This window comes from Nitrosopumilus adriaticus (assembly GCF_000956175.1).
Taxonomy (GTDB): Archaea; Thermoproteota; Nitrososphaeria; order Nitrososphaerales; family Nitrosopumilaceae; genus Nitrosopumilus; species Nitrosopumilus adriaticus.
Map to the genome: position 1 here is coordinate 1,598,954 of NZ_CP011070.1, position 19,614 is coordinate 1,618,567.

At 34.2% G+C, this 19,614-nt stretch carries 22 protein-coding genes and 3 tRNA genes; 11 read left to right on the plus strand and 14 right to left on the minus strand.

Annotation, left to right across the window (positions count from 1 at the left end; all coding sequences use genetic code 11):
- Positions 1 to 102 precede the first annotated feature (102 nt).
- A tRNA-Asp gene (locus NADRNF5_RS09455) sits at positions 103 to 180 on the minus strand.
- A 96-nt stretch (positions 181 to 276) separates the two neighbouring features.
- On the opposite strand from NADRNF5_RS09455, the gene NADRNF5_RS09460 reads away from it, so the two are divergent.
- Positions 277 to 350: transfer RNA gene (locus tag NADRNF5_RS09460), tRNA-Lys, on the plus strand.
- Between the two features lie 13 nt (positions 351 to 363).
- Here the strand turns inward: NADRNF5_RS09460 and argH are convergent.
- Complete coding sequence (gene argH / locus NADRNF5_RS09465; protein WP_048117968.1) at positions 364 to 1,824, minus strand: argininosuccinate lyase; 1,461 nt, start codon at positions 1,822 to 1,824, stop codon at positions 364 to 366.
- Between the two features lie 49 nt (positions 1,825 to 1,873).
- On the opposite strand from argH, the gene NADRNF5_RS09470 reads away from it, so the two are divergent.
- Positions 1,874 to 2,197: a metal-sulfur cluster assembly factor gene (locus NADRNF5_RS09470; protein ID WP_048117971.1), complete on the plus strand. Its 324-nt coding sequence runs from the start codon at positions 1,874 to 1,876 to the stop codon at positions 2,195 to 2,197.
- On the opposite strand, the gene NADRNF5_RS09475 is transcribed toward NADRNF5_RS09470, so the two are convergent.
- The 4 genes from NADRNF5_RS09475 to NADRNF5_RS09490 are packed head-to-tail and all read right to left on the minus strand — an operon-like array spanning position 2,194 to position 5,454.
- Positions 2,194 to 2,961 carry a succinate dehydrogenase/fumarate reductase iron-sulfur subunit gene (locus NADRNF5_RS09475; protein ID WP_048117974.1) on the minus strand — a complete coding sequence of 256 codons (768 nt, stop codon included), beginning with the start codon at positions 2,959 to 2,961 and terminating at the stop codon, positions 2,194 to 2,196. The genes NADRNF5_RS09470 and NADRNF5_RS09475 overlap by 4 nt on opposite strands.
- 2 nt (positions 2,962 to 2,963) lie before the next feature.
- The gene (locus tag NADRNF5_RS09480; RefSeq protein WP_048117977.1) at positions 2,964 to 3,308 is read right to left on the minus strand and encodes a succinate dehydrogenase/fumarate reductase transmembrane subunit; all 345 of its coding nucleotides are present in this window, start codon (positions 3,306 to 3,308) and stop codon (positions 2,964 to 2,966) included.
- Between the two features lies 1 nt (position 3,309).
- Complete coding sequence (locus NADRNF5_RS09485; protein WP_048117980.1) at positions 3,310 to 3,741, minus strand: succinate dehydrogenase/fumarate reductase transmembrane subunit; 432 nt, start codon at positions 3,739 to 3,741, stop codon at positions 3,310 to 3,312.
- Entirely contained in the window at positions 3,742 to 5,454 is a 1,713-nt protein-coding gene (locus tag NADRNF5_RS09490) for a succinate dehydrogenase/fumarate reductase flavoprotein subunit (protein WP_048117983.1), read from the minus strand.
- Between the two features lie 118 nt (positions 5,455 to 5,572).
- Between NADRNF5_RS09490 and NADRNF5_RS09495 the strand changes: the two genes are divergently transcribed.
- Entirely contained in the window at positions 5,573 to 6,055 is a 483-nt protein-coding gene (locus tag NADRNF5_RS09495; protein WP_237089271.1) for a PadR family transcriptional regulator, read from the plus strand.
- Between the two features lie 78 nt (positions 6,056 to 6,133).
- Here the strand turns inward: NADRNF5_RS09495 and NADRNF5_RS09500 are convergent, their stop codons facing one another.
- Positions 6,134 to 7,201 carry an MBL fold metallo-hydrolase gene (locus NADRNF5_RS09500; RefSeq protein WP_052661934.1) on the minus strand — a complete coding sequence of 356 codons (1,068 nt, stop codon included), beginning with the start codon at positions 7,199 to 7,201 and terminating at the stop codon, positions 6,134 to 6,136.
- 151 nt (positions 7,202 to 7,352) lie between these two features.
- On the opposite strand from NADRNF5_RS09500, the gene NADRNF5_RS09505 reads away from it, so the two are divergent.
- Positions 7,353 to 8,201 carry an isocitrate lyase/phosphoenolpyruvate mutase family protein gene (locus tag NADRNF5_RS09505; protein WP_048117989.1) on the plus strand — a complete coding sequence of 283 codons (849 nt, stop codon included), beginning with the start codon at positions 7,353 to 7,355 and terminating at the stop codon, positions 8,199 to 8,201.
- A 28-nt stretch (positions 8,202 to 8,229) separates the two neighbouring features.
- Here NADRNF5_RS09505 and NADRNF5_RS09510 read toward each other — a convergent pair whose 3' ends face one another.
- Entirely contained in the window at positions 8,230 to 8,517 is a 288-nt protein-coding gene (locus tag NADRNF5_RS09510) for an AlbA family DNA/RNA-binding protein (protein ID WP_048117992.1), read from the minus strand.
- 114 nt (positions 8,518 to 8,631) lie between these two features.
- Here NADRNF5_RS09510 and NADRNF5_RS09515 point away from each other — a divergent pair, with 114 nt between their 5' ends.
- Positions 8,632 to 9,165 carry a HEAT repeat domain-containing protein gene (locus tag NADRNF5_RS09515; protein ID WP_048117995.1) on the plus strand — a complete coding sequence of 178 codons (534 nt, stop codon included), beginning with the start codon at positions 8,632 to 8,634 and terminating at the stop codon, positions 9,163 to 9,165.
- Here the strand turns inward: NADRNF5_RS09515 and NADRNF5_RS09520 are convergent.
- A tRNA-Ala gene (locus NADRNF5_RS09520) sits at positions 9,166 to 9,239 on the minus strand. It abuts the gene before it with no gap.
- A gap of 124 nt (positions 9,240 to 9,363) precedes the next feature.
- Between NADRNF5_RS09520 and NADRNF5_RS09525 the strand changes: the two genes are divergently transcribed.
- The 6 genes from NADRNF5_RS09525 (at position 9,364) to NADRNF5_RS09550 (ending at position 13,570) form a co-directional block, all read left to right on the plus strand.
- Positions 9,364 to 10,209, plus strand: coding sequence for a ferredoxin--NADP reductase (locus NADRNF5_RS09525; protein ID WP_048117998.1), 846 nt, complete (start codon positions 9,364 to 9,366; stop codon positions 10,207 to 10,209).
- 64 nt (positions 10,210 to 10,273) lie between these two features.
- A complete protein-coding gene (locus NADRNF5_RS09530; RefSeq protein WP_048118001.1) occupies positions 10,274 to 10,885 on the plus strand; it encodes a nucleotidyl transferase family protein in 612 nt (203 codons plus the stop codon).
- Positions 10,886 to 10,969: 84 nt separating this feature from the next.
- Entirely contained in the window at positions 10,970 to 11,887 is a 918-nt protein-coding gene (locus tag NADRNF5_RS09535) for a branched-chain amino acid transaminase (protein WP_048118004.1), read from the plus strand.
- Positions 11,888 to 12,823, plus strand: a complete 936-nt coding sequence (locus NADRNF5_RS09540) for a Gfo/Idh/MocA family protein (protein ID WP_048118006.1) — start codon at positions 11,888 to 11,890, stop codon at positions 12,821 to 12,823.
- Complete coding sequence (locus NADRNF5_RS09545) at positions 12,820 to 13,089, plus strand: Trm112 family protein (RefSeq protein WP_048118009.1); 270 nt, start codon at positions 12,820 to 12,822, stop codon at positions 13,087 to 13,089. Before NADRNF5_RS09540 ends, NADRNF5_RS09545 begins: the two co-directional genes overlap by 4 nt.
- Positions 13,090 to 13,093: 4 nt before the next feature.
- Positions 13,094 to 13,570, plus strand: coding sequence for an acyltransferase (locus NADRNF5_RS09550; protein ID WP_048118011.1), 477 nt, complete (start codon positions 13,094 to 13,096; stop codon positions 13,568 to 13,570).
- On the opposite strand, the gene NADRNF5_RS09555 is transcribed toward NADRNF5_RS09550, so the two are convergent.
- The 5 genes from NADRNF5_RS09555 to gins23 are packed head-to-tail and all read right to left on the minus strand — an operon-like array spanning position 13,567 to position 19,508.
- Positions 13,567 to 13,797, minus strand: a complete 231-nt coding sequence (locus NADRNF5_RS09555) for a hypothetical protein (RefSeq protein ID WP_048118014.1) — start codon at positions 13,795 to 13,797, stop codon at positions 13,567 to 13,569. The genes NADRNF5_RS09550 and NADRNF5_RS09555 overlap by 4 nt on opposite strands.
- The gene (locus NADRNF5_RS09560) at positions 13,794 to 14,786 is read right to left on the minus strand and encodes an MraY family glycosyltransferase (RefSeq protein ID WP_048118016.1); all 993 of its coding nucleotides are present in this window, start codon (positions 14,784 to 14,786) and stop codon (positions 13,794 to 13,796) included. Before NADRNF5_RS09560 ends, NADRNF5_RS09555 begins: the two co-directional genes overlap by 4 nt.
- On the minus strand, positions 14,787 to 16,913 hold the full coding sequence (locus tag NADRNF5_RS09565; RefSeq protein WP_048118019.1) for a DEAD/DEAH box helicase: 2,127 nt from the start codon (positions 16,911 to 16,913) through the stop codon (positions 14,787 to 14,789).
- Entirely contained in the window at positions 16,910 to 18,997 is a 2,088-nt protein-coding gene (locus NADRNF5_RS09570; protein WP_048118023.1) for a minichromosome maintenance protein MCM, read from the minus strand. The genes NADRNF5_RS09565 and NADRNF5_RS09570 overlap by 4 nt, the downstream gene beginning before the upstream one ends.
- Positions 18,978 to 19,508 (minus strand): DNA replication protein Gins23, encoded by a 531-nt coding sequence (gins23, locus tag NADRNF5_RS09575; RefSeq protein ID WP_048118025.1) that lies wholly within the window; start codon positions 19,506 to 19,508, stop codon positions 18,978 to 18,980. The genes NADRNF5_RS09570 and gins23 overlap by 20 nt, the downstream gene beginning before the upstream one ends.
- Between the last annotated feature and the right edge of the window lie 106 nt (positions 19,509 to 19,614).

Below are 19,614 nucleotides of genomic sequence, written 5' to 3' on the forward strand. Positions count from 1 at the left end.
CTTGTGAGATTCATCTTCAATCTATCATTATTCATTAATTATTTCTAAAAATGTATTTTTGATCGATATTAAGTGATTTTCAACTAATGATAATAGAAATAATGGCGCCCTCGGCGGGATTTGAACACGCGTCTCAGCCGTGACAGGGCCGAATTCTAGACCGGGCTATACTACAAGGGCACAAATTGTTTGAACAAAATTGCCAGATTAAAAGTTTCTGTCATAAGAAGATATTTTGTAAAAGACTAAATTATACACGAAAATCATTTTTGATGAGGGTCTATGGCGCAGCCAGGTAGCGCACCGGACTTTTAATCCGGTTGTCAAGGGTCCGAATCCCTTTAGACCCGCTACTTTTTTTATTTATTTCATAATTTCATCAATTTGTTTTGTCAATGCTTCAATTGAAGAATTGATTTTGTTTTCTCTTTTTGTAACATTTGTTCTATATTCATTAATTTTTTGAATCCTATCTGTAATCATTCTTTTCTGCTCATCGTATCCTGAAGAACCTAAAGATTTTCTATCCTTTAGAGATGAAACTACAGATGTACTGGAAATAATTTTAGATACAATTTTTGGATCAACTTTGGTGCCAGATACAGATTTTTTTATTTGTTCTAGAGTTAATTTTGAAATGGGTTTTTTTGATTGATATGCTAATTGAACTAAAATCCCTGAAATCTTATGAGTTATTCTAAATGGGATTCCTTCCTGTACTAATTTTTCAGCAATATCAAGTGCAATAAGATTACTGGATTCTGTAACTTTTTTCATTTGTTTTTCATTTACTTTTAACGTAAGAAGAATAGATTTTAAAATCAATAATGCACTAATAGATATTTTTGATGTATTCCAAATTGAAGATTTTATCTGTTGTAAGTCACGTCCATAACCTGAAGCTAATCCTTTGATAGTTGTAAGAATTGCAGTAAGGTTTCCAATAATTTCAGATGTTTTACCACGAGTTAATTCCAAGATATCAGGATTTTTCTTTTGTGGCATTACACTTGAAGGAGATGTAAATTCATCAGCTAATTCAATGAACGAAAATTCAGATGTTGACCATATCACAAAATCTTCGGATATCTTACTCAGATTAGTCATTAAAATTGAAACCATAGCAACATATTCTGCTACAAAATCACGTGTGCTTGTAGCATCAATTGAATTTTCAAGAACGCCGTCAAAACCTAACATTTTTGCTGTACTTATCCTATCAATTGGGATGCTAGTTCCCCCAACTGGCCCTGCACCTAATGGACTTTGATTTACTCTTTCAAAGGTTCCATAAAGTCTTTCAAAATCTCTAAGCAGTACATCTGCATGAGCTAGTAAATAATGAGAAAACAAACCAGCTTGAGCCTGTTGAAGATGGGTGTAAAGTGGCATGATTGTTTTTTGATGGTTTTTAGCTATAGAAACTAAGGCTTCAACAGTATCTAAAAGACAATTACAGATAATGTTTACATCATCTCTAATTTTCATTCTAATGTCTAAAGCAACTTGATCGTTTCTAGATCTAGCAGTATGCATCTTCCCACCACTTGTCATACCAGCCTTTTTGATCACAAGTGATTCAATTAATTCATGAATATCTTCAGATCCAGAAGAAGTATCAAATTTTTCATTTTTCAAAATATCCAAAGCTGACAAGATCTTTTTTGCATCATTTCTTGTAATGATGTTATTTTGATATAACATCAAAGTGTGAGCTTGACTTCCAATAATATCATAATATGCAATTTCAGAATCATCGTTAATTGATGAAACATAGTCTAACGTAATATCACTCAAATCAGTACCTAGACGTGAACGATACATTATCTAAGGTTCTAGAATGGTTATATATAGCATCGACGCTTTTGCCGACATGAGTCAAGATATCAAATTGCTTAGAGTGAAAATCTTCGATGAATTATCAAAGATTGTGGATCCAGAAATTAATACTTCAATTGTAGAATTAGAATTGATTGATGAAGTAGACATCAATGACAGCAATGTCAAAGTAGATTTGCATCTTACCAGTCCATTCTGTCCTGCAGTATTTGGTTTTAAGATTTGTCAGGATGTTCATGATAATCTCTTGAAAGTAGATGGAGTTAATGATGTTAAAGTGAATGTATCAAATCACTTTATGGCTGAACAGATTAACAATCAAGTAAATAACAGTCCAAACCCAAAGAAGTCAGGTTAATCTCTAAAACCTAGCAAGTAACCTCTAAGAAGCTGAATACCCATTGCCGGATCTACACCCTTTGGGCATACTTGGCTACAAGAACCAGCAAAATGACATCTCCAAATTCCATGAGACTCGTCAATAATTTTTAGCCTTGAATCTTTTCCTTTATCTCTGCTATCAGCAACATAACGATATGCTTGAGCTAATGCTTGAGGTCCAACGAAAGAAGAATCAGTTGCCATTGTAGGGCATGCAGAATTACACAATCCACATTTTATACAATTTGCAAATTGAATGTATTGTTCTACCTCTTCAGGAGATTGTAAAAATTCTTTTTCATCAGTTTCTAATTCAGTGTCATCTCGAATAAGATATGGTTTGATTTTTTGATGAGTGTCAAATAATCTTTCAAACTTTACTGCAAGATCTCTAATTACAGGGAAATTATTCATAGGTTCAACTGTAACAACATCCGAGTTTAATTCACTAATTTTTGTAAAGCAAGCCAATCGAGGTTTTCCATTAATTATCATTCCACATGAACCACATGTTGCTTGTCTACACGAATAACGTACTGCTACTGAATGATCAAAATGTTTTTTGACCTCTAAAATTGCCTCCAAAACAGTTGTCCAGCGTTCATATGGAATTGTAAATTCCATGAATTGACTAGAATCATCATGTTCTGGATTATATCTTGCAATTCTAAGTGTAATTGATTTTGATGAAGATACTGGTGAGGATGCCTTTTCATCTGCGATGTGAGATACCTGTGCCATCTCTATATCATCCCCATGTTAGTCATAATAATTGTTCTTGAACCGTATGCTATTAAACCAAACATTGCTGCCAGACAACCATATGAAACAGCTTTCTCATAAACACGTCCTTGTTTTAACTCCAACAATATAACTCGCAATCCATTAAATCCATGAACAGATAATAGAATTAAAATCAGTTCAAGCATTATAGCATATGGAATGAATTTGTAATTTGCTAAAACTGATTCATATTCTAAAGACTCGGCAAAGCCCATTGTAAGACGCATCAAAATATGGACTGCGACCAAGCCTACGGCTGCAAGGGCGGTCCCATAGTGAATTTTCATAATTGTGCTTTCTCTCATTTTATTCACCAAACATTACGGCTAATCCGTACATCATAGCAATTGCAGCAAGAACTATTGCAGAGTAGATACCTATTTTGTGTCTATAGTTTTGAGATGCTGGATCATATGGGTAATCAGGTCTTGCAGGTTTTCCCACTCCAACTCCGCCATGTCCCAACATCACTCTAATTCCATTAACAGTATGAAACACACACATGGCAATTACAATTGCCAAGAAAATATGTCCTTCAGTAGTTTGAGTTAATTCAAGGAATTCATCCCATCCTACTTGACCTCTCAAAATATTACTTGTTTCATAAATGTGAGCTACAAAATATGCTAATAGTCCCAATCCACTTAATCGCATTAACCAGTAAGCTACTCGTTCAATTCCATAACGGCCTGGATTGGCCATTCCTTTGATTCCTTCTTTATGTTCGTCGTGTGTCATCTAATATTTCCTCTCTACTGGTTGATATTTTGTAATTGTTACAGGATGTGTTTTCATAATCGGTTCATTCGGATCATAGTATGCAAGGGTATGATGTAAAAAGTTTGCATCATCACGTTTGGTATAATCAGTTCTTGCATGTGCGCCACGAGATTCTTTTCTATTAATTGCACCAAGTAAAACAATTTCTGCTACTCTAAACATTGAATCAAGTTCCATTACATTTGCAAAATTGGTGTTGTATTCTTTGGCTTTATCATCCACATGTTTCCATGTCTGTGTTTTTAATTCACGAATTTTTTTAAGACCTGCAACAAGATCAGTTTCGTTTCTATAGACATATGCTTTTTCATTCATGGTATCAGTTAGCTCCTGTCTAATTTCATATGGATTAACATCACCATTTCCTCTAAATATTCCATCATAGATTCTCTTTTCTTCAGCAGCAACTAAATGATGTGGCCAAGGATTTGAAGAAGTATCATTCATTACATATTCTGCAGCTAATTCACCAGTGATTTTTCCCCAAACAATGCATTCAGATGTGGAATTCGCGCCCAATCTATTTGAGCCATGAACGCTATTACATGCAGCCTCTCCAGCTGCCCAAACACCTTGAATTTCTGTTGCACCATCAATATCAGTATGAAGACCACCCATCATATAATGGCACACAGGTCTAATGTCAAGCAAATCAGTAGCAGGATCTATACCAGAAAATTTTATGGAAATTTCTCTAATTCCCCCTAATTTCTCTTTAATTTTTTCATCACCAATATGTCTCAAATCAAGTTTCATACAATCAACACCAGTTTCATGTTTGAATCCGCGTCCTTCTTGAATTTCTGTCATAATTGATCTAGATACGATATCTCTTGGCGCTAATTCCATTTTTCCAGCAGCATAAGTTTTCATAAATCGTTCACCCTTGTTATTTAGAAGATAGCCTCCTTCACCTCTGGCACCTTCCGTAATCAAAATTCCAGAGGGCATAATTCCTGTAGGATGAAATTGTACAAATTCCATATCTTTCAGTGCCATTCCAGCACGTAATCCCATATCCAAACCGTCAGGGGTTGAAGAAAGAGCATACGTTGAAAAACTGTATAATCGTCCAGCCCCACCAGTTGCAATAATAAGAGATTTTCCTTTAATTGTGTAAAAGGTTCCTGAAGCTAATTCAATTGCAGTTACTCCCATGAATTTTTTTCCATCGTGAATGATTGATGTTACAAACCATTCATTGAGATATTCAATATTTTCAAATTTTTGACATGTATCATACAAAGTCTGCATTTCAAAGAAACCAACTTTATCAGATGCATATGTTGCCCTTGGAAAACTATAACCTCCAAAGTTTCGTTGATCAATTCTACCATCAGGTCTTCTAGACCATGGCATCCCCCAATGATCTAATTGATGGATTTCTTTTGGCATCTCTACACAAAGTCTTTCTGCAACATCTTGGTCTGCAAGAAAATCACTTCCTTTTACAGTATCATAAACATGAGATTCAATAGTGTCACCTTCATCCTCAAAAAGGACTGCTGCAGTACCTCCTTCTGCAGAGACAGAATGAGAACGCATAACTTGTACTTTTGAAACAACACCGATTTTGAGACGAGGTCCCTTTTTTGCTGCGGAAATAGCAGCCCTTAATCCAGCAAGACCTGAACCACAAATAATCAAATCAAATTCTAAAGAATCAACCATTTTCAGACAAACTTGCTTGATGTGGGATAAATATGTAGTAATTGTTAGGCACAACACAAAAAATTAAAATATATCACTAGTGATATCACTAGTGATGATATCTGAATGGTTTCAGAGAGTGGGTAGCTCAGTTCCTAGAGGGTTTTCAAGATATTTCATACTAGAGTTGTTGAAGAAAAAATCTCATACTGGAAAAGAGATTATTGATTATGCAGCCGAGCAAAGCAATGGAATTTGGAAACCATCACCAGGTTTGATCTATCCCTTATTGGGAAGGCTGTTGGATGAGGGATTGATCGATGAAACAAAGGATGGAAAGTATCAACTTACACAAAAGGGTGCAGAGACTGCACAAGATGTAGATAAGGTAAATGATATTGTAAAAAAACAGCTAGAAGTTTTATTCAGATTAGGAAATGTTGGAAGATTTGTTGCAATTGATTTGCTTGAGAAGATATTCACAATGGGATCTATTCTGAGCTCAAATGTTACAAAAATGACTGATGAGGAGACTCAGAAATATAAAAAATTCCTACAAGATGAATTAAAAAAAATAGATGAGAGTTCTGCCAAGAAAGGCAAGAAGATCAAAATAGAATAATAATTTTTGAAAGGTAATAATTAATTGAGTTCAACTCCACGGGACTCACCCATATTTTGGGACGAAAATAGATGCAGATTAGTCAATCATTGCATAGAAAACCATTGTAACACAGTTTTCAACTGGAGAAACTTCAATATCTTTTAGATCTGGATATTGTTCCACAGTCAATTCTGCACACTTGTTTGCCAAATCACCAAAATAATTTGCACTTGGCTTGGTAGTTTTCATTGCAGTATATGCATTATCCAATACTGACAGAGTAAATTCTTTATTGAATTTTAGATGTTCAGGGGTTCCCAAAATTGGTTCATGCCCTGAAACAATAATGTCCCAATCCATTGATAAGAGTTTGTCATGTGCAGCAATATGTTCACCCATATCTCTTGTGATTCCAAAATATTGAAATGGTGCAGCTTTAGGATGGAAAAAGTCAACTGCCATGATCACTTTATGTGCAGGAGAGTTAACTACAATGTCACCTTTAGAATGAAAATCTCCAATGTAGGATAATTCTAATCTTTGATCACCTACATTTAGTGTATAATTATCATCAAAAGTTACTGTTGGAACTGGTCGCTGAGGATCATTTTTCATTATCAAATGTTCTGCAGTATCACTATGGGATATGTACACCGTATCTTTTGGAAGCAGACTAGCAGAGCCAACATGATCTTTGTGAATATGAGAGTAAATGAAATGAGTTACTTTTTCTGAAGTTACTTCAGATATGGCTTGCTGAATCTTTGTACCCATACCCATAGGAGCATCAACTAAAATTACTCCTTGACCTGTTGCCAGAAACATTACTTGATACATTCCATCAGTAAGCCAATAGAGTCCATCGCCAATCTCAATTACTGCATATCCTTTGTCAGGATCAATCTCAGGTCCAGTTACAGTGTAATCCATAGAGGATGGAAACAAAGCTTTTTGAGATTTTGTTACCACATGTGGTGATGTTATTTTATTGTCAGAAATTTCTGAGCATAATCTATCACCACAGACTTTGTTAGAATTGATTTCAGTCATAGAATTCCCTTTTGCCTTGATAGCATCCACACTTGGAATAAATTCAGATTGCAACGCAGGTATGATTCCAAGTGATAAGATAAGAGGGATAAATGCAAAAACTAGAATATTCATGAAAATAATTGATTTAAAATCAAATTTAAAGGATCTTTGTGATTCTTAGAGGTCTTAACCTTTCTTGGGCAGATTAATGACATAAACTTTCATAATTTTAAAATCATAAATAATTCAGATAAAGAAAGGATTCATGAAAAATTTACGTAGTATGCTAAAGTCAAAAAAACCACTTGTAATTCCAGGTGTCTATGATGCTATTGGAGCTAAAATTGCAGAAAAAGTTGGGTTTGATGCAATGTTTCAAACAGGATATGGGACATCAGCAACTCTATTCGGAATGCCAGACTATGGATTCATTGGTGCAACTGAAACTCTAGATAATGCAAGAAGAATTTGCAGAGCAGTATCAGTTCCAGTTATTGTTGATTCAGATACTGGATATGGTAATGCGCTAAGTGTTTGGAAGCTTGTAAAAGAATTAGAAACAGCTGGAGCATCTGGAATTTTTCTTGAAGATCAAAGATGGCCAAAGAGATGTGGTCATATGAGTGGAAAAGAAGTAATTTCACAAGAAGAATACACAGAAAAGCTTGGAGCCGCAATTGATGCACGAGAAAGTAAAGACTTCATTATAGTTGCACGAACAGATGCAAGAGCAACAGAAGGATTAGATGCTGCAATTCAGCGAGGCTTGCAAAATAAAAAGACAGGTGCTGATGCCATCTTTGTTGAAGCCCCAAAATCAATTGATGAGATGCAAATGATTGGAAAATCTATCAAAGCCCCACTTGTTGCTAATATGATAGAAGGTGGCGCCACACCAATTAGTTCTGCTAAGGACTTGCATAAAATGGGATTTAACATAGTTCTTTATCCACTATCAGTGTTGTTTGCAAATACATTTGCAACAATGGAAATATTGCAAGAACTAAAGAAGACAGGTACAACTAAAAAATCAAAACAAAAAGTTGTGAATTTTGATCAGTTCAATGATTTAGTTGAACTTCCAAAGTTTAGAAAGATGGAAAAGAAATACGGATTTTCAAAGAGAGAATAAAAGAAAAAATTTCAAGTAAAGTATACAGCTATGCTGTATTTCTCTTTACTTCAATTTCTATTGTTGAAACGTTTCTGGTTCTACCGTCTTGTGACTCTAGTGATTCTGAGCCTATTTTGATTTCTCCGATTGAGTAGCCTGCATTTTCAGTTTTTCTTGCAATGATTTGAGCTACATCTACAGCACGACCTATGCTGAGTCCTCTAGCTTTGATGTTGACGGCCGGTAAGTTTGCCAGTTGAATTAGCGTTGATGTAACATATGCCATCAATGGTTTCTTACCAATGAATATGGTGTCTCTGGCTTCGTTTGACATAGAAATTTTACTATTTAAGGATAATTTAAAGCTAAAAGTGTTTTTTTGAATTTGTTGAAAAAATATTGAAAAATTTTAACTAATATTAACCAGAAAGGAGGATTTCTAGCGAACTTGGAAAACATTTCAAAAGTTTTAGAATCAGGAAACAATCAAGAAAAAATCAGAATTTTAGAAACTATGGATAACATAAACAATCCAATAATTTTGGAAAAAATTATTTCGAAATTAGATGACGACGATATTCAAGTAAGAGGAGAAGCGTTTAGTTCACTTATCTTAAATGAAAATGACATTTCTAATTTTTTAATTAAAAGCCTTAATTCCACAAGTAAAAACATTAGAGGTTTTGCATCACTAGTATTAGCAAACAGAAACGAAGTAAATTCAATCCCAGAAATAATTAAACTTACAAAAGATAAACGTTCAATGGTTAGATCATGTGCAATAGGCGCATTAGGTCACCTAAAGGCAGAAAATGCAAAAGAAGTTTTCTTAGAATCACTTTTAGATTCAAATATAGAAGTAAGAAAGAGTGCACTTCATGCAATAATTGATCTAAGAATTTCAGTTTCTGAAGAGAGAAAAAATGAACTTAAGAAAGAGAAGGATACTGAATTGGAAAAATTACTTTTAAAATTAAAATAGTGGACCGGAAGGGATTTGAACCCTTGATCCGATGCATGCCATGCACCTATCCTACCAGACTAGACGACCGGCCCAATTATCAGAAATCTGATTGAATAGAATTTTTTAAATTGGTTATTAACGTTTAGCGGTTTTCTTGTAATCCACCTGTAAAATTAACACAATATATTTAACCTTGATAATGATGGTTCAATCGTTATGGTAGTAGATAACAAAGCAACTGTCACTTATGTTCAATTACTAAAAGAAGATCTTGTAATAATTAGATTAGTTCCAAAAGATGGACCCGTTCCAGATTATAAAGCAGGTCAATTTATCACGTTAGGATTACCAAATCCAGCAGAAGGAGGTAAAATAGTTAGAAGAGCATATTCAATTGCATCTCATCCAGAAAATAGAGATTACATTGAGCTTGTAATTAGATGGGTTAGAAAGCCACTCCCAGGAAGATTAACTACTCAAATATTTAATACAAAAGAAGGAGATGAAATTCTCTGGTTAAAACCTACTGGCAGAGCATTGTTAATTAATGAAGAACTTCCAAATGGTGAAAAGGATAATAGAAGAATAATTTGTATTGGTGGTGGAACAGGATTAGCACCATTTGTGAGTTTTGCACAACATCTTCATGATGCTGGGGATAAGAGGGAAATCATAGTTTTACACGGTGCAAGTTATGTTGATGAATTAAGTTACAAAGACTTGCTAACAAATCTTGAAAATGAAAGCATAGCAAAAGGTAAGGATGAATGGAATTTTAAATATAGAGCAGCAATCAGTAGACCTCAAGAATGGTTTAACAGATCATGGGCGGGTCAAATTGGAAGGGTTGAAACATTTTTGAGACCTAGAGAAAATGGAATGTCACCTCTAGAAGAATTAATTGGAGATACAATTACTAAAGAAAATACCATGTTCTATGTTTGTGGTTGGCAAGGAACAATTGATGGAGTAATGGACTTTTTAAAACCAAAAGGCTTTGTTACAGAACATGATAAACGTGAAGACGGAAGCTTTGAAGTCAAATACGAATCATATGGATGATTTTTTTTTAAAAACAAGTCTAAAAATCAATCATTGAAATAGAAGATTCATTTAGGAAAATCAATTGATTACTGCCCTATATCTTGCACATCTAAATCCGGTAACAAATGCTCATGTTGAAATAATTTCAGAATTAAAAAAAGAGGCAGATATTGTCAAAGTCATGCCAGTAGTTTTCATAGATGGAAAAAAAGAAGTTAACAGTAAAAGTTTTCCATTTAATTTCGAAACTAGAAAGAAGATGCTTTTATCAGTTTTTCGAGATTCAATTCAAATTTCTGATGATTACGCTTTTTTCTCCCCGTTTAAGAAATACCTCCCACCATTACTTGCACCTAGATCATGGAAATTAAGAAAACAAATTCTCAGGGGAGTTGAAGGAGATTTTTTTTCATACACAGGTGACAAGGCGGAAGGATATATGCTTAGAATTTACAGATTGAAACCCAAAATAGGTGAAAGAAAAGCACTTTCTGCTGCATCTGTTAAAGAGAAATTGTATGATGCGGCTCTTGGAAAAAAGTCTTCATGGAAAGAGCACGTTCCAGAAAACATTGCCAAAATAATCGAGGATGATTGGGAAACAGTTGAGAAATATGCACATATGGACGATTTGACTACCAGAGTTGCAGGAATGAAATTTCCCAAAGAAGGATGGTCAAAAAAATCACCATAAAGCATGATTTGATACCTCACTCACGAATATTGTGGATTTGTTAGATTGAAAATAGATTAATACGCAACTGCTAAAAATTTTCCTATGAAACTTCCACTTTCAAAATATGTCTGGTTTGATGGAAAGTATGTTATTTCAGAAAAAGCCCAAGTTCCAATTACTACACATGCAATTCATTACGGAACATCAATCTTTGAAGGAATCAGAGCATACTGGAATGGAAAAAATCTCTTTATCTTTAGACTAGATGAGCATGTTAAACGATTTAGAAGATCTGGGCAGTATTACAATATCTCACTTAATTTTTCAGATAAAGAAATCACTGATGCAATAATAGGAATTTGTAGAAAAAATAAGATACAAAAATCATGTTACATAAGACCATTTTATTTTGTAGGGGATTACGGAATTAATTTACACGTAACTGAAAAGGCACCAACAAATGTTGCAATTTTCACATTTCCTTTTGGGGATTTATTTAATAAAAATGGAATTACAGCAGGAGTTGTATCTTGGAGAAAATTCTCAGATATGTCTACACCACCACAAGCAAAAATGGGCGGGAATTATCTTAATTCAATTATAGCAACACAAGAAGCAAAAAGAAATGGTTTTGATGAGGCAATTTTGCTTGATCATAACGGAAATGTAAGTGAAGCTCCAGGAGAAAATATCTTTATTGTTAGAGAGGGGCAATTGATAACACCGACATTATCATCATCCGCACTTGAAGGAATAACCAGAGATGCAATAATAAAAATTGCAAAAGATTTGGACATAGATATACTAGAAAGAGAAATTACCAGAAGCGAGTTAATTATTTCAGAAGAAATTTTTCTTACAGGAACTGCAGCTGAGATTACACCAATCATATCAATGGATTCAAAAAAGATTGGAAGTGGTAAACCAGGAGACATTACAAAGAAAATGATGCAAGAGTATACAGATATTGTAATGAACAAAAATATCGATTATTCACATTGGCTGACGGAAGTGTATTAGATGAAAATTATTCAAATTGGAACTGGTGGATGGGGCAAAAACCATACAAGAATTTTATCCCAATTGGGAGTGCTTTCGGCAATATGTGATACTGATCTTAAAAAAAGCAAAGAATATGGAGAAAAATATTCTGTAAATTATTATGATTCATTAGATGAATTACTAAAATCTGAAGAATTTGATGGAGCATTTGTAGTAACACCCACATCAACACATACCCAAATTACAAAAAAATTGTTAGAGGCAAAAAAACATGTATTTGTAGAAAAGCCCATGACTTACAAATCTGAGGATGGGGAAGTATTGGCAAAACTTGCAGAAAAAAACAAAGTGATTCTCACATGTGGGTATATTGAGCGATTTAATCCAGCAGTAGATGTAGTAAAAAAACTTGTCAAGGAAAAAAAATTTGGCGATTTAGTAATGCTAGAATTTCATCGTGAAAATAGAATGCCTCTCCACATCAAAGATGTTGGAATTATTTACGATACATCGGTTCATGACATTGATACTGCAAATTGGTTATTTGATGACATGCCTCATGTTGTATTTGCAAGAGCAGGAAAAATTAGACATGAGCATGAAGATTTTGCAAGCATAATGCTAGGATACAAAGATGACAAAGTTGCAATTATTTCATCAAATTGGATTACTCCAAAAAAACTAAGAAAATTTAATGCAGTGTGTACTGATGCAATAATTTCATCAGATTTTATCTCTCAAGAAATTACTGTAGAAAAAGATGAAGAAAATGAAACGATTCAAAATGAGAAACAAGAGCCATTATTATTAGAAATTAAGAGTTTCCTTGGAGCAATTGAAGGTAAAAATGAACATATTGTCAAAGCACAAGAAGCAGTAAACGTGACAAAAATAGCAGAAGCGGCACTTTTATCTAGTTTAAAGGGAATTCCAATTTATCTGGATTTAAAATGAATAAAACAATGATGGACATATTGGCATGTCCAATTGATAAAAATCACCCATTAGAATTATTTGAGATCAAAGAAAAAGATGATGTAATTTCAGAAGGCGCATTATTTTGTAAAAAATGTTCAAGATTTTATCCAATCATAGAAGGAATTCCAATCATGCTCCCTGATGAACTAAGAGACAAGAAACAGGAGATAGATTTTCTAAAAAATTACAAAGAGGAATTACCTGAAAAAATTATTACACAAGGAAATCCATGGCATTTGTGAGATAATGGTTACAAATTTTGTTTCAGATAAAGCGAAAATTGGTGAGAATGTTCAGATTTGGCATTTCTCATACGTAGGAGACAATGTAGAGATTGGCAATAATGTCAAAATAGGATCTCTTGCACACATCGATTATGATGTAAAAATTGGTGAGAACACAAAGATAGAAGGACAAGCATACATTCCACCTTTGTCTAGAATTGGAAAAAATGTTTTCATCGGTCCAGCAGCTGCTCTGACAAATGATCCATTTCCAATGTGTGACAAAATGATAGGAGTTACCATTGAAGATAATGTAATTATTGGTGCACGTGCAGTAATCAAAGCAGGAGTAACTATAAAAAAAAATAGTGTTGTTGCAATGGGAGCTGTAGTAACAAGAGATGTTCCTGAAAACTCAGTTGTGATTGGTTCTCCGGCAACCATTAGATATAGCAGGGAAGAATATGACAAGAAACAAAGAAAATGGAAAGAGAGTTAAGATTTAATTTCTTTTCTAAAAATCCAGTTTTTCAATTTTGCCAAAATTAGAATCCAAACTACAACAAGCACTATAGCGATAATAGCTTTAATGATTGATGAAATGAATAGATCCAATTGACCAAATCCAGAAATTGAGATAGGTCCTAAAATTGTAACAAGAATTCCCCCACCAAGCAGAATCAAAATCCACATGCCAAACAAGAATCCATACAGACCAGATTTCATATGTATACTCCCATCAAAAATGCAGTAATAATTGCCAATATTCCTGAAAATACAGTCAACCTGAATATTGCAAACCCAACCTGTTTTTCGGTAAGTGATCCTCCAGCAAGAATTAATCTAACCAAAGTTACAGGGGCAGTTTTGTCATCAGTTGCTTTTAGCTTAAAGTCATCAGTATGCTCTACAGGCTTACCCTTGACTTGTCTGTGTTCCACTATTCGTTTTACGCTTGAAAGAAACAAAAATGAGTTGATAACAGCAGGCAGTAGTGCAACAGCTGCAATAATTTCAACACCCCCTACAATAGCAATTGCACCATACATTGCACCAAGAGTTAATGCACCGGAATCTCCTGGAAATATTTTACTTGGTACTTTATGGTATTTGTAAAATGCCAAGGAAACAAAGCCTAATGGCAAACTAACAATTGCAATTTCATAATTTTGCATTACAAACAAACATACTGATAATGAAAAACTTGCAATAACCATAAAACCACTAGCAACTCCATTTAGAACATCAATTGAATTAATTGTGTTTCCAGTAATTGGAATCATAAAAATAATCAAACCAAGATATAATGCAGGAATTTGAACTGTTCCAAATATAGGGAAAGCAAGATCAGAATCATAAACACCAAAAGCTATGATTGGAAGCGCAGCAATTGCAAGTGCTACAGGTTTAAACCAGCCACCCATAACTTTTCTGTCATCAACATATCCTATTAGAAAAGCTGCAAATGTTGTAATGATTATTGCTAGAATTTCATTTAGTTGTAAAAATGCATAAAGTACAATTTCTGAGGTAATAATTCCCGCAATTATAGATATCCCTCCAGGTCTTACAACCATTACATCTTCTTTTTTATTTACATCCTTGACTGCAAAATTTCTATTTTTAAGGAATTTGATTAGAGGTGGAGTCATTGCAAAAACTACAAAAAATGCAACAAGACAAGAAACTATTGCTGGAAGTATTAATTCAATCAATTATCTAACCTTTCGTAACTCGGCCTTTATGTTATCCGCAATGGTTGAACCAATTTTATCAATCTCTGCTAATTTATTCACAGGGATTTTTGACAAATCATCTAAATTCTTTATCCCATGTTTGTATAGAATTCTGGCTCTGACTCTTCCGATTCCTTTGACTTTAACCAGGTCAAGTAATTCTTTTCTAATTCCATATACAATTCTTGTTCGTAAATCAGCTAATTCGTCTAGTAAATCAGCTCTCTCGACGTGTTTTGAAATCTCTCTTAAGCAGTATGTAAGCCAATTGGCATTTTCAGCCATCCTATGCATATCTCCTGACTCTATTCCAAGGCTATCAGAGAGAGACAATTCTGAAGACTCGGTAATCCATGACTGCAAAGCCAAAAGGCTTCTTGAGCAATCATATTCAGAAATTGGCTCTAAGAGTTCTGAGGAATTGTTTTCTATCATCAAACTAGCTGATTCATAGTCTTTTTGTCGTAGTGAAAATTTTGGAAAAAATTCATCACAATTGGAAATTAAATGTAAAAATCCAAACGTATGATTTCGTTCTTCAGATACATTTTCAATTGCATCTCTAAAATATGTTGCAGTTAAGGGATCAATATACAACATTGATGTCTTTTTTCCAAATTCAGTAGCTGCATATCTTTCTCCTTTTTTTATTATCAGATACTTGCTAGAAAGAAAACGTAGAGAGATGTCAATTGCAAATTTTAACGTGGGTTTTCTTGATTGTAATCCTCCCAAGGTTTGCAAAAAGAATTCCAAGATCTCTTCTTTTTTAATTCCAGGATGTGTCACAATTACACTGAGAATATGAGTTCTCAAAGACTTATCATCAGTGATCTTTGAAACAATTGGTTCTGGTTCTCCATTTATGTAATACTCTATAAGATCTTCAGTGTTTCCATTTCCAACAATTATTGATTCACCAAAATCATCGTATTGAGGTCGTCCTGCTCTGCCACATAGTTGTTTGTACTCTAGAATACTAATCGGTCTATTTGCCCCAACTTTTGCATTGTATCGATTAATATTTGAAATTACAACTCTTCTTGCGGGAAGATTCACCCCTGCAGCTAAAGTTGGTGTAGACGATAATAGTTTGATTGTCCCTTTACGAAATTCAGTCTCTATGATCTCTCTGCATTTTTGATTTAATCCTGCATGATGAAATGCAACTCCTTTTTTAACAAGAACAGCCAAAGTTTTTACTAATTCAGTATGTTCATTTTCAGAGAGGATTTTTTTTGATGTTTTTTCCAAATCATGTAATTCATTTTTTTTTAAAATCTGAAAAATTGCATCAGCAGCTTTTGTTGCTAGAGATTTTGAGCGAGTTCTAGTTTCAGCAAATACTAGTGATTGACCCCCTTGTTGTACTGATTGTACGCCTAAATCAATAGGTGTTCCACGGAGACTGCGCTCAACTTCAAAGGTTTTACCATCACTCATAGTCACCTCCCCCCCATCACATACTCCTTCTGAGAGAGGTACTGGTCGCCAGTCATTTTTTACTAGTTTACAATTTAGCCAATCTGCAATTTCATCAGAATTTGTAATTGTCGCACTAAGACCTACAAGTTGGGGTTTTGTATCCAAAAGTTTTAGCTGAGTCAATATCATTTCAAGTGTTGGTCCACGACTTTCGTCTCCTATCAAATGTACTTCATCTGAAATTACTAGGCCAATTTCTTCAACCCATTCCACACCATGCCTAATTATGGAATCCATCTTTTCATTTGTTAATATCAACACGTTACTTTTCTCTAGGTTTTTCTCAATATTTTCAAAATCACCAGTAGATATTCCAATTTTAATTTTTTTTCCTAATGCTACTTTTTCTAATTTTTTAAATTCAGAAAACTTTTCAGCTGCAAGTGCTCGCAATGGACTAAGATAAACTACTTTTCCATCATTTTTTGAAAGATAACTAATCATTGCAAGCATTGCAATCAAAGTCTTTCCACTTGCAGTAGGGGCAGATACTAGAATACTTTTACCATCTAATAATCCAGACTTTACACTGTCAGCTTGTGGAGGATATAATTTTTCAAAACCTTGAGATTGTAAAAAATCAATTGCTGATTTTGGAAGATCTAGTTTTTCAATTTTCATACTCGGTTATAGTGACCGGGTTTTGATTCATAAATAGATGCTTCTCTGAGCATTCTTCGGATATAGTTTCGAGCTTCCTCTTCTGTGAATTTTTCACTCTTTTCAAGTTCTTGGACAAACGTCCTTTCCTCTACTGGGACTTTATTGTCACCTTCTAGACTTTTTAGGATATCCATGAATAATTGCATTTTTGATACCTCACTTCTTGGCTTTCCTTGTAAGACACCAAGGTCTACCTTTCCAGTATTGACATCAACTCCTGCATCTTGAAGCATACTCTGAATTAGGAAGATTGCACGCTCAGCATCCTCTTCTTCTACCTTGTCTTTCATGAGCAATCTTGCTCTAGCAGTAGAGAGTCGAATAATTCCTTCTAATTGTCTTGGAGTAACGGTAATCATTTCTTCAGATTCTACATTTCTCATCTGGAGATAGTATGATAGAATTTTTTCTTCGGCTTCTTTTGTTAATTCAGGAATTCCACGTTTTGCATATGATAGGTATTTTGTAAGTAAATCAACTTCAATTACAGATTTTTTATCAGTTCCTTGAGTAGTATTTCTTTGAATAATGTGTCTTGCAATCTTTTCATCTCGTTCTTTTGTAGGAATGTCTCTTACTACAAAGATCAAATCAAATCTTGTAAGTAACGGAATTGGTAGATTTACATTTTCTGTAATATTTTTGAATGGATCATATTTTCCATACATTGGGTTTGCAGCAGCTAAAATTGAAGTTCTCGCATTTAATGTTGCAACTATACCACCCTTTGCAATACTTGCTGATTGCTGTTCCATGACTTCGTGTAAAGCACTTCTATCTTCAGGTTTCATCTTGTCAAATTCGTCTATACTTACTAGACCTTGATCACCAAGCACTACAGCACCAGCTTCCAACATCATAATTCCTGTTTTATCTCGGACTACTGCAGCAGTAAGTCCTGCAGCAGTTGAACCCCTACCAGAAGTATACAAGCCTCTTGGTGCAATTCTTGCACAGAATTTTAGCATCTCACTTTTTGCAGTACCAGGATCTCCAACTAGAAATACGTTAATGTCTCCTCGAATCTTACTTCCATCACCAAGTAATCTCTGATTAGAACCTACAATTAGTAGCAAAATTGCTTCTTTGATTAATGCTTGTCCCTGAATGTGTGGTGCAAATGAATCAATCAATCTTTGATAAACATCAGAACTTTGACCAAGAGATTTGATCATCTTTTCTTCTTCAGGTGAAATTTCTTCTCTCCCTATTTTTCTATCAGTTTTAGAACCACGTCCACTTAGAAATTCAATATTATTTCCTTCAATTCTTAATCGATATAATCCACTATGACCTCTCTGAATCCCTGCTACAGATTCTTGTTCAACTCTGACAACACCTGTAAGAATAATTCTATCACCAGGTCTTGAATTATCTACTAAATCCTGCCTAATTGTGACATCAATATAGTGAGGAAGTTGTCCCGGAGGCAAGTCCTCAGGGAGTTCTTGTAATCTAAGTATCTGAAAATCAATGAACTTACTAGCTTCAGGTTTTAACTCAAAGTCACGCTGTTTGCAATTTGGATTGTCACATACAACTGGAATTTTTACATCCATTCCTTTTAGTTGAATTACTTTGGTTGTATGCTCATCAGGGCATACAAAAACTAGTTCTTTTGCTAGAGGCTTTACTTCGGATGCTCTAACTACCATTCCTGAAACACTAGTAATGTGTCCAATTGTTTCAGCATTGATTTGTCTTAAGCTTCTTTCAAGTGGAAAATTAATTAACCTTACACGAACTTCATCTTTGATTTTTTCAGCATAATCAGGAAATCTTGTTTGAAGAGCTTCTTTGATTGCTCTAGAAAATGCATCAAAGATTCTATCAGGATTTGAAGAAAAAATTACTTCAATTTGTGGTTCGACTACTAAATCATTATAATCTACTATGATGTATTTAGAATTCTTTGGCATCATCTCGTCGATTGCATCTACATACTTGTAATTACCATTCTTATCTTTGAATCTAGTTAGAAATTCTTTTACTTTATCAGATAAAGCAGAATCAGTAAAAGTACTAGTTTGTTTGGTGCTCATTTATGCCTCCTGTAATTTGTTTTTCAAATTCTTTGCTGTTATCATAGATAGTTTTGTAGAAAATATTTTCTTCAACAGTTAGTTTGTTGTATAATTCAGAATTTAGTTTGATAGAGTCTGCCATCTTTACAAGTTTACCCCTTCGCATTCTAAACAATTCAAGCATCATGCTTTCAACTTTATCAAAATCATCACGATTCAATTCTTTTAGTGATTCTCTTAATTTAATGTAAAAATGCGGATCAAGTGTTGATATTTGATATTCGCCAACCATCTTTTCTTTCGATAGTGCTTGCTTTAATTCGGTAATCATATCAGGAGAATCCAATACCCCGAGGTTATTCTCAGATAGAATCTTTCCGACCCATTGAGGAATGTTGTTAGTATCACCCTGCGTTGCTTCAATTTTTACTCCAGCAACATTGAACTTAAAATCTTGATTAACTGTAAATTTAGCATCCTTTAGGCGGTATCCAATAGAATGAACTTTTTCTACTTTGTCAATTTCCATGCGAGATCACTTATCCTCTTTTAGATCCTCAAGTATCGGATCGATCAATTCTGTTAACAATTTGGTGAGATCAATTGATCCTAATTAATCTCAGGCTGATCGCAAG

Excerpts from the sequence above, each read along its gene's own strand:
- argH (WP_048117968.1), bottom strand. The coding sequence starts at position 1,824 with ATGTATCGTTCACGTCTAGGTACTGATTTGAGTGATATTACGTTAGAC.
- NADRNF5_RS09470 (WP_048117971.1), top strand. The coding sequence starts at position 1,874 with ATGAGTCAAGATATCAAATTGCTTAGAGTGAAAATCTTCGATGAATTA.
- NADRNF5_RS09475 (WP_048117974.1), bottom strand. The coding sequence starts at position 2,961 with ATGGCACAGGTATCTCACATCGCAGATGAAAAGGCATCCTCACCAGTA.
- NADRNF5_RS09480 (WP_048117977.1), bottom strand. The coding sequence starts at position 3,308 with ATGAGAGAAAGCACAATTATGAAAATTCACTATGGGACCGCCCTTGCA.
- NADRNF5_RS09485 (WP_048117980.1), bottom strand. The coding sequence starts at position 3,741 with ATGACACACGACGAACATAAAGAAGGAATCAAAGGAATGGCCAATCCA.
- NADRNF5_RS09490 (WP_048117983.1), bottom strand. The coding sequence starts at position 5,454 with ATGGTTGATTCTTTAGAATTTGATTTGATTATTTGTGGTTCAGGTCTT.
- NADRNF5_RS09500 (WP_052661934.1), bottom strand. The coding sequence starts at position 7,201 with ATGAATATTCTAGTTTTTGCATTTATCCCTCTTATCTTATCACTTGGA.
- NADRNF5_RS09505 (WP_048117989.1), top strand. The coding sequence starts at position 7,353 with ATGCTAAAGTCAAAAAAACCACTTGTAATTCCAGGTGTCTATGATGCT.
- NADRNF5_RS09510 (WP_048117992.1), bottom strand. The coding sequence starts at position 8,517 with ATGTCAAACGAAGCCAGAGACACCATATTCATTGGTAAGAAACCATTG.
- NADRNF5_RS09525 (WP_048117998.1), top strand. The coding sequence starts at position 9,364 with ATGGTAGTAGATAACAAAGCAACTGTCACTTATGTTCAATTACTAAAA.
- NADRNF5_RS09535 (WP_048118004.1), top strand. The coding sequence starts at position 10,970 with ATGAAACTTCCACTTTCAAAATATGTCTGGTTTGATGGAAAGTATGTT.
- NADRNF5_RS09540 (WP_048118006.1), top strand. The coding sequence starts at position 11,888 with ATGAAAATTATTCAAATTGGAACTGGTGGATGGGGCAAAAACCATACA.
- NADRNF5_RS09545 (WP_048118009.1), top strand. The coding sequence starts at position 12,820 with ATGAATAAAACAATGATGGACATATTGGCATGTCCAATTGATAAAAAT.
- NADRNF5_RS09550 (WP_048118011.1), top strand. The coding sequence starts at position 13,094 with ATGGTTACAAATTTTGTTTCAGATAAAGCGAAAATTGGTGAGAATGTT.
- NADRNF5_RS09555 (WP_048118014.1), bottom strand. The coding sequence starts at position 13,797 with ATGAAATCTGGTCTGTATGGATTCTTGTTTGGCATGTGGATTTTGATT.
- NADRNF5_RS09565 (WP_048118019.1), bottom strand. The coding sequence starts at position 16,913 with ATGAAAATTGAAAAACTAGATCTTCCAAAATCAGCAATTGATTTTTTA.
- NADRNF5_RS09570 (WP_048118023.1), bottom strand. The coding sequence starts at position 18,997 with ATGAGCACCAAACAAACTAGTACTTTTACTGATTCTGCTTTATCTGAT.
- gins23 (WP_048118025.1), bottom strand. The coding sequence starts at position 19,508 with ATGGAAATTGACAAAGTAGAAAAAGTTCATTCTATTGGATACCGCCTA.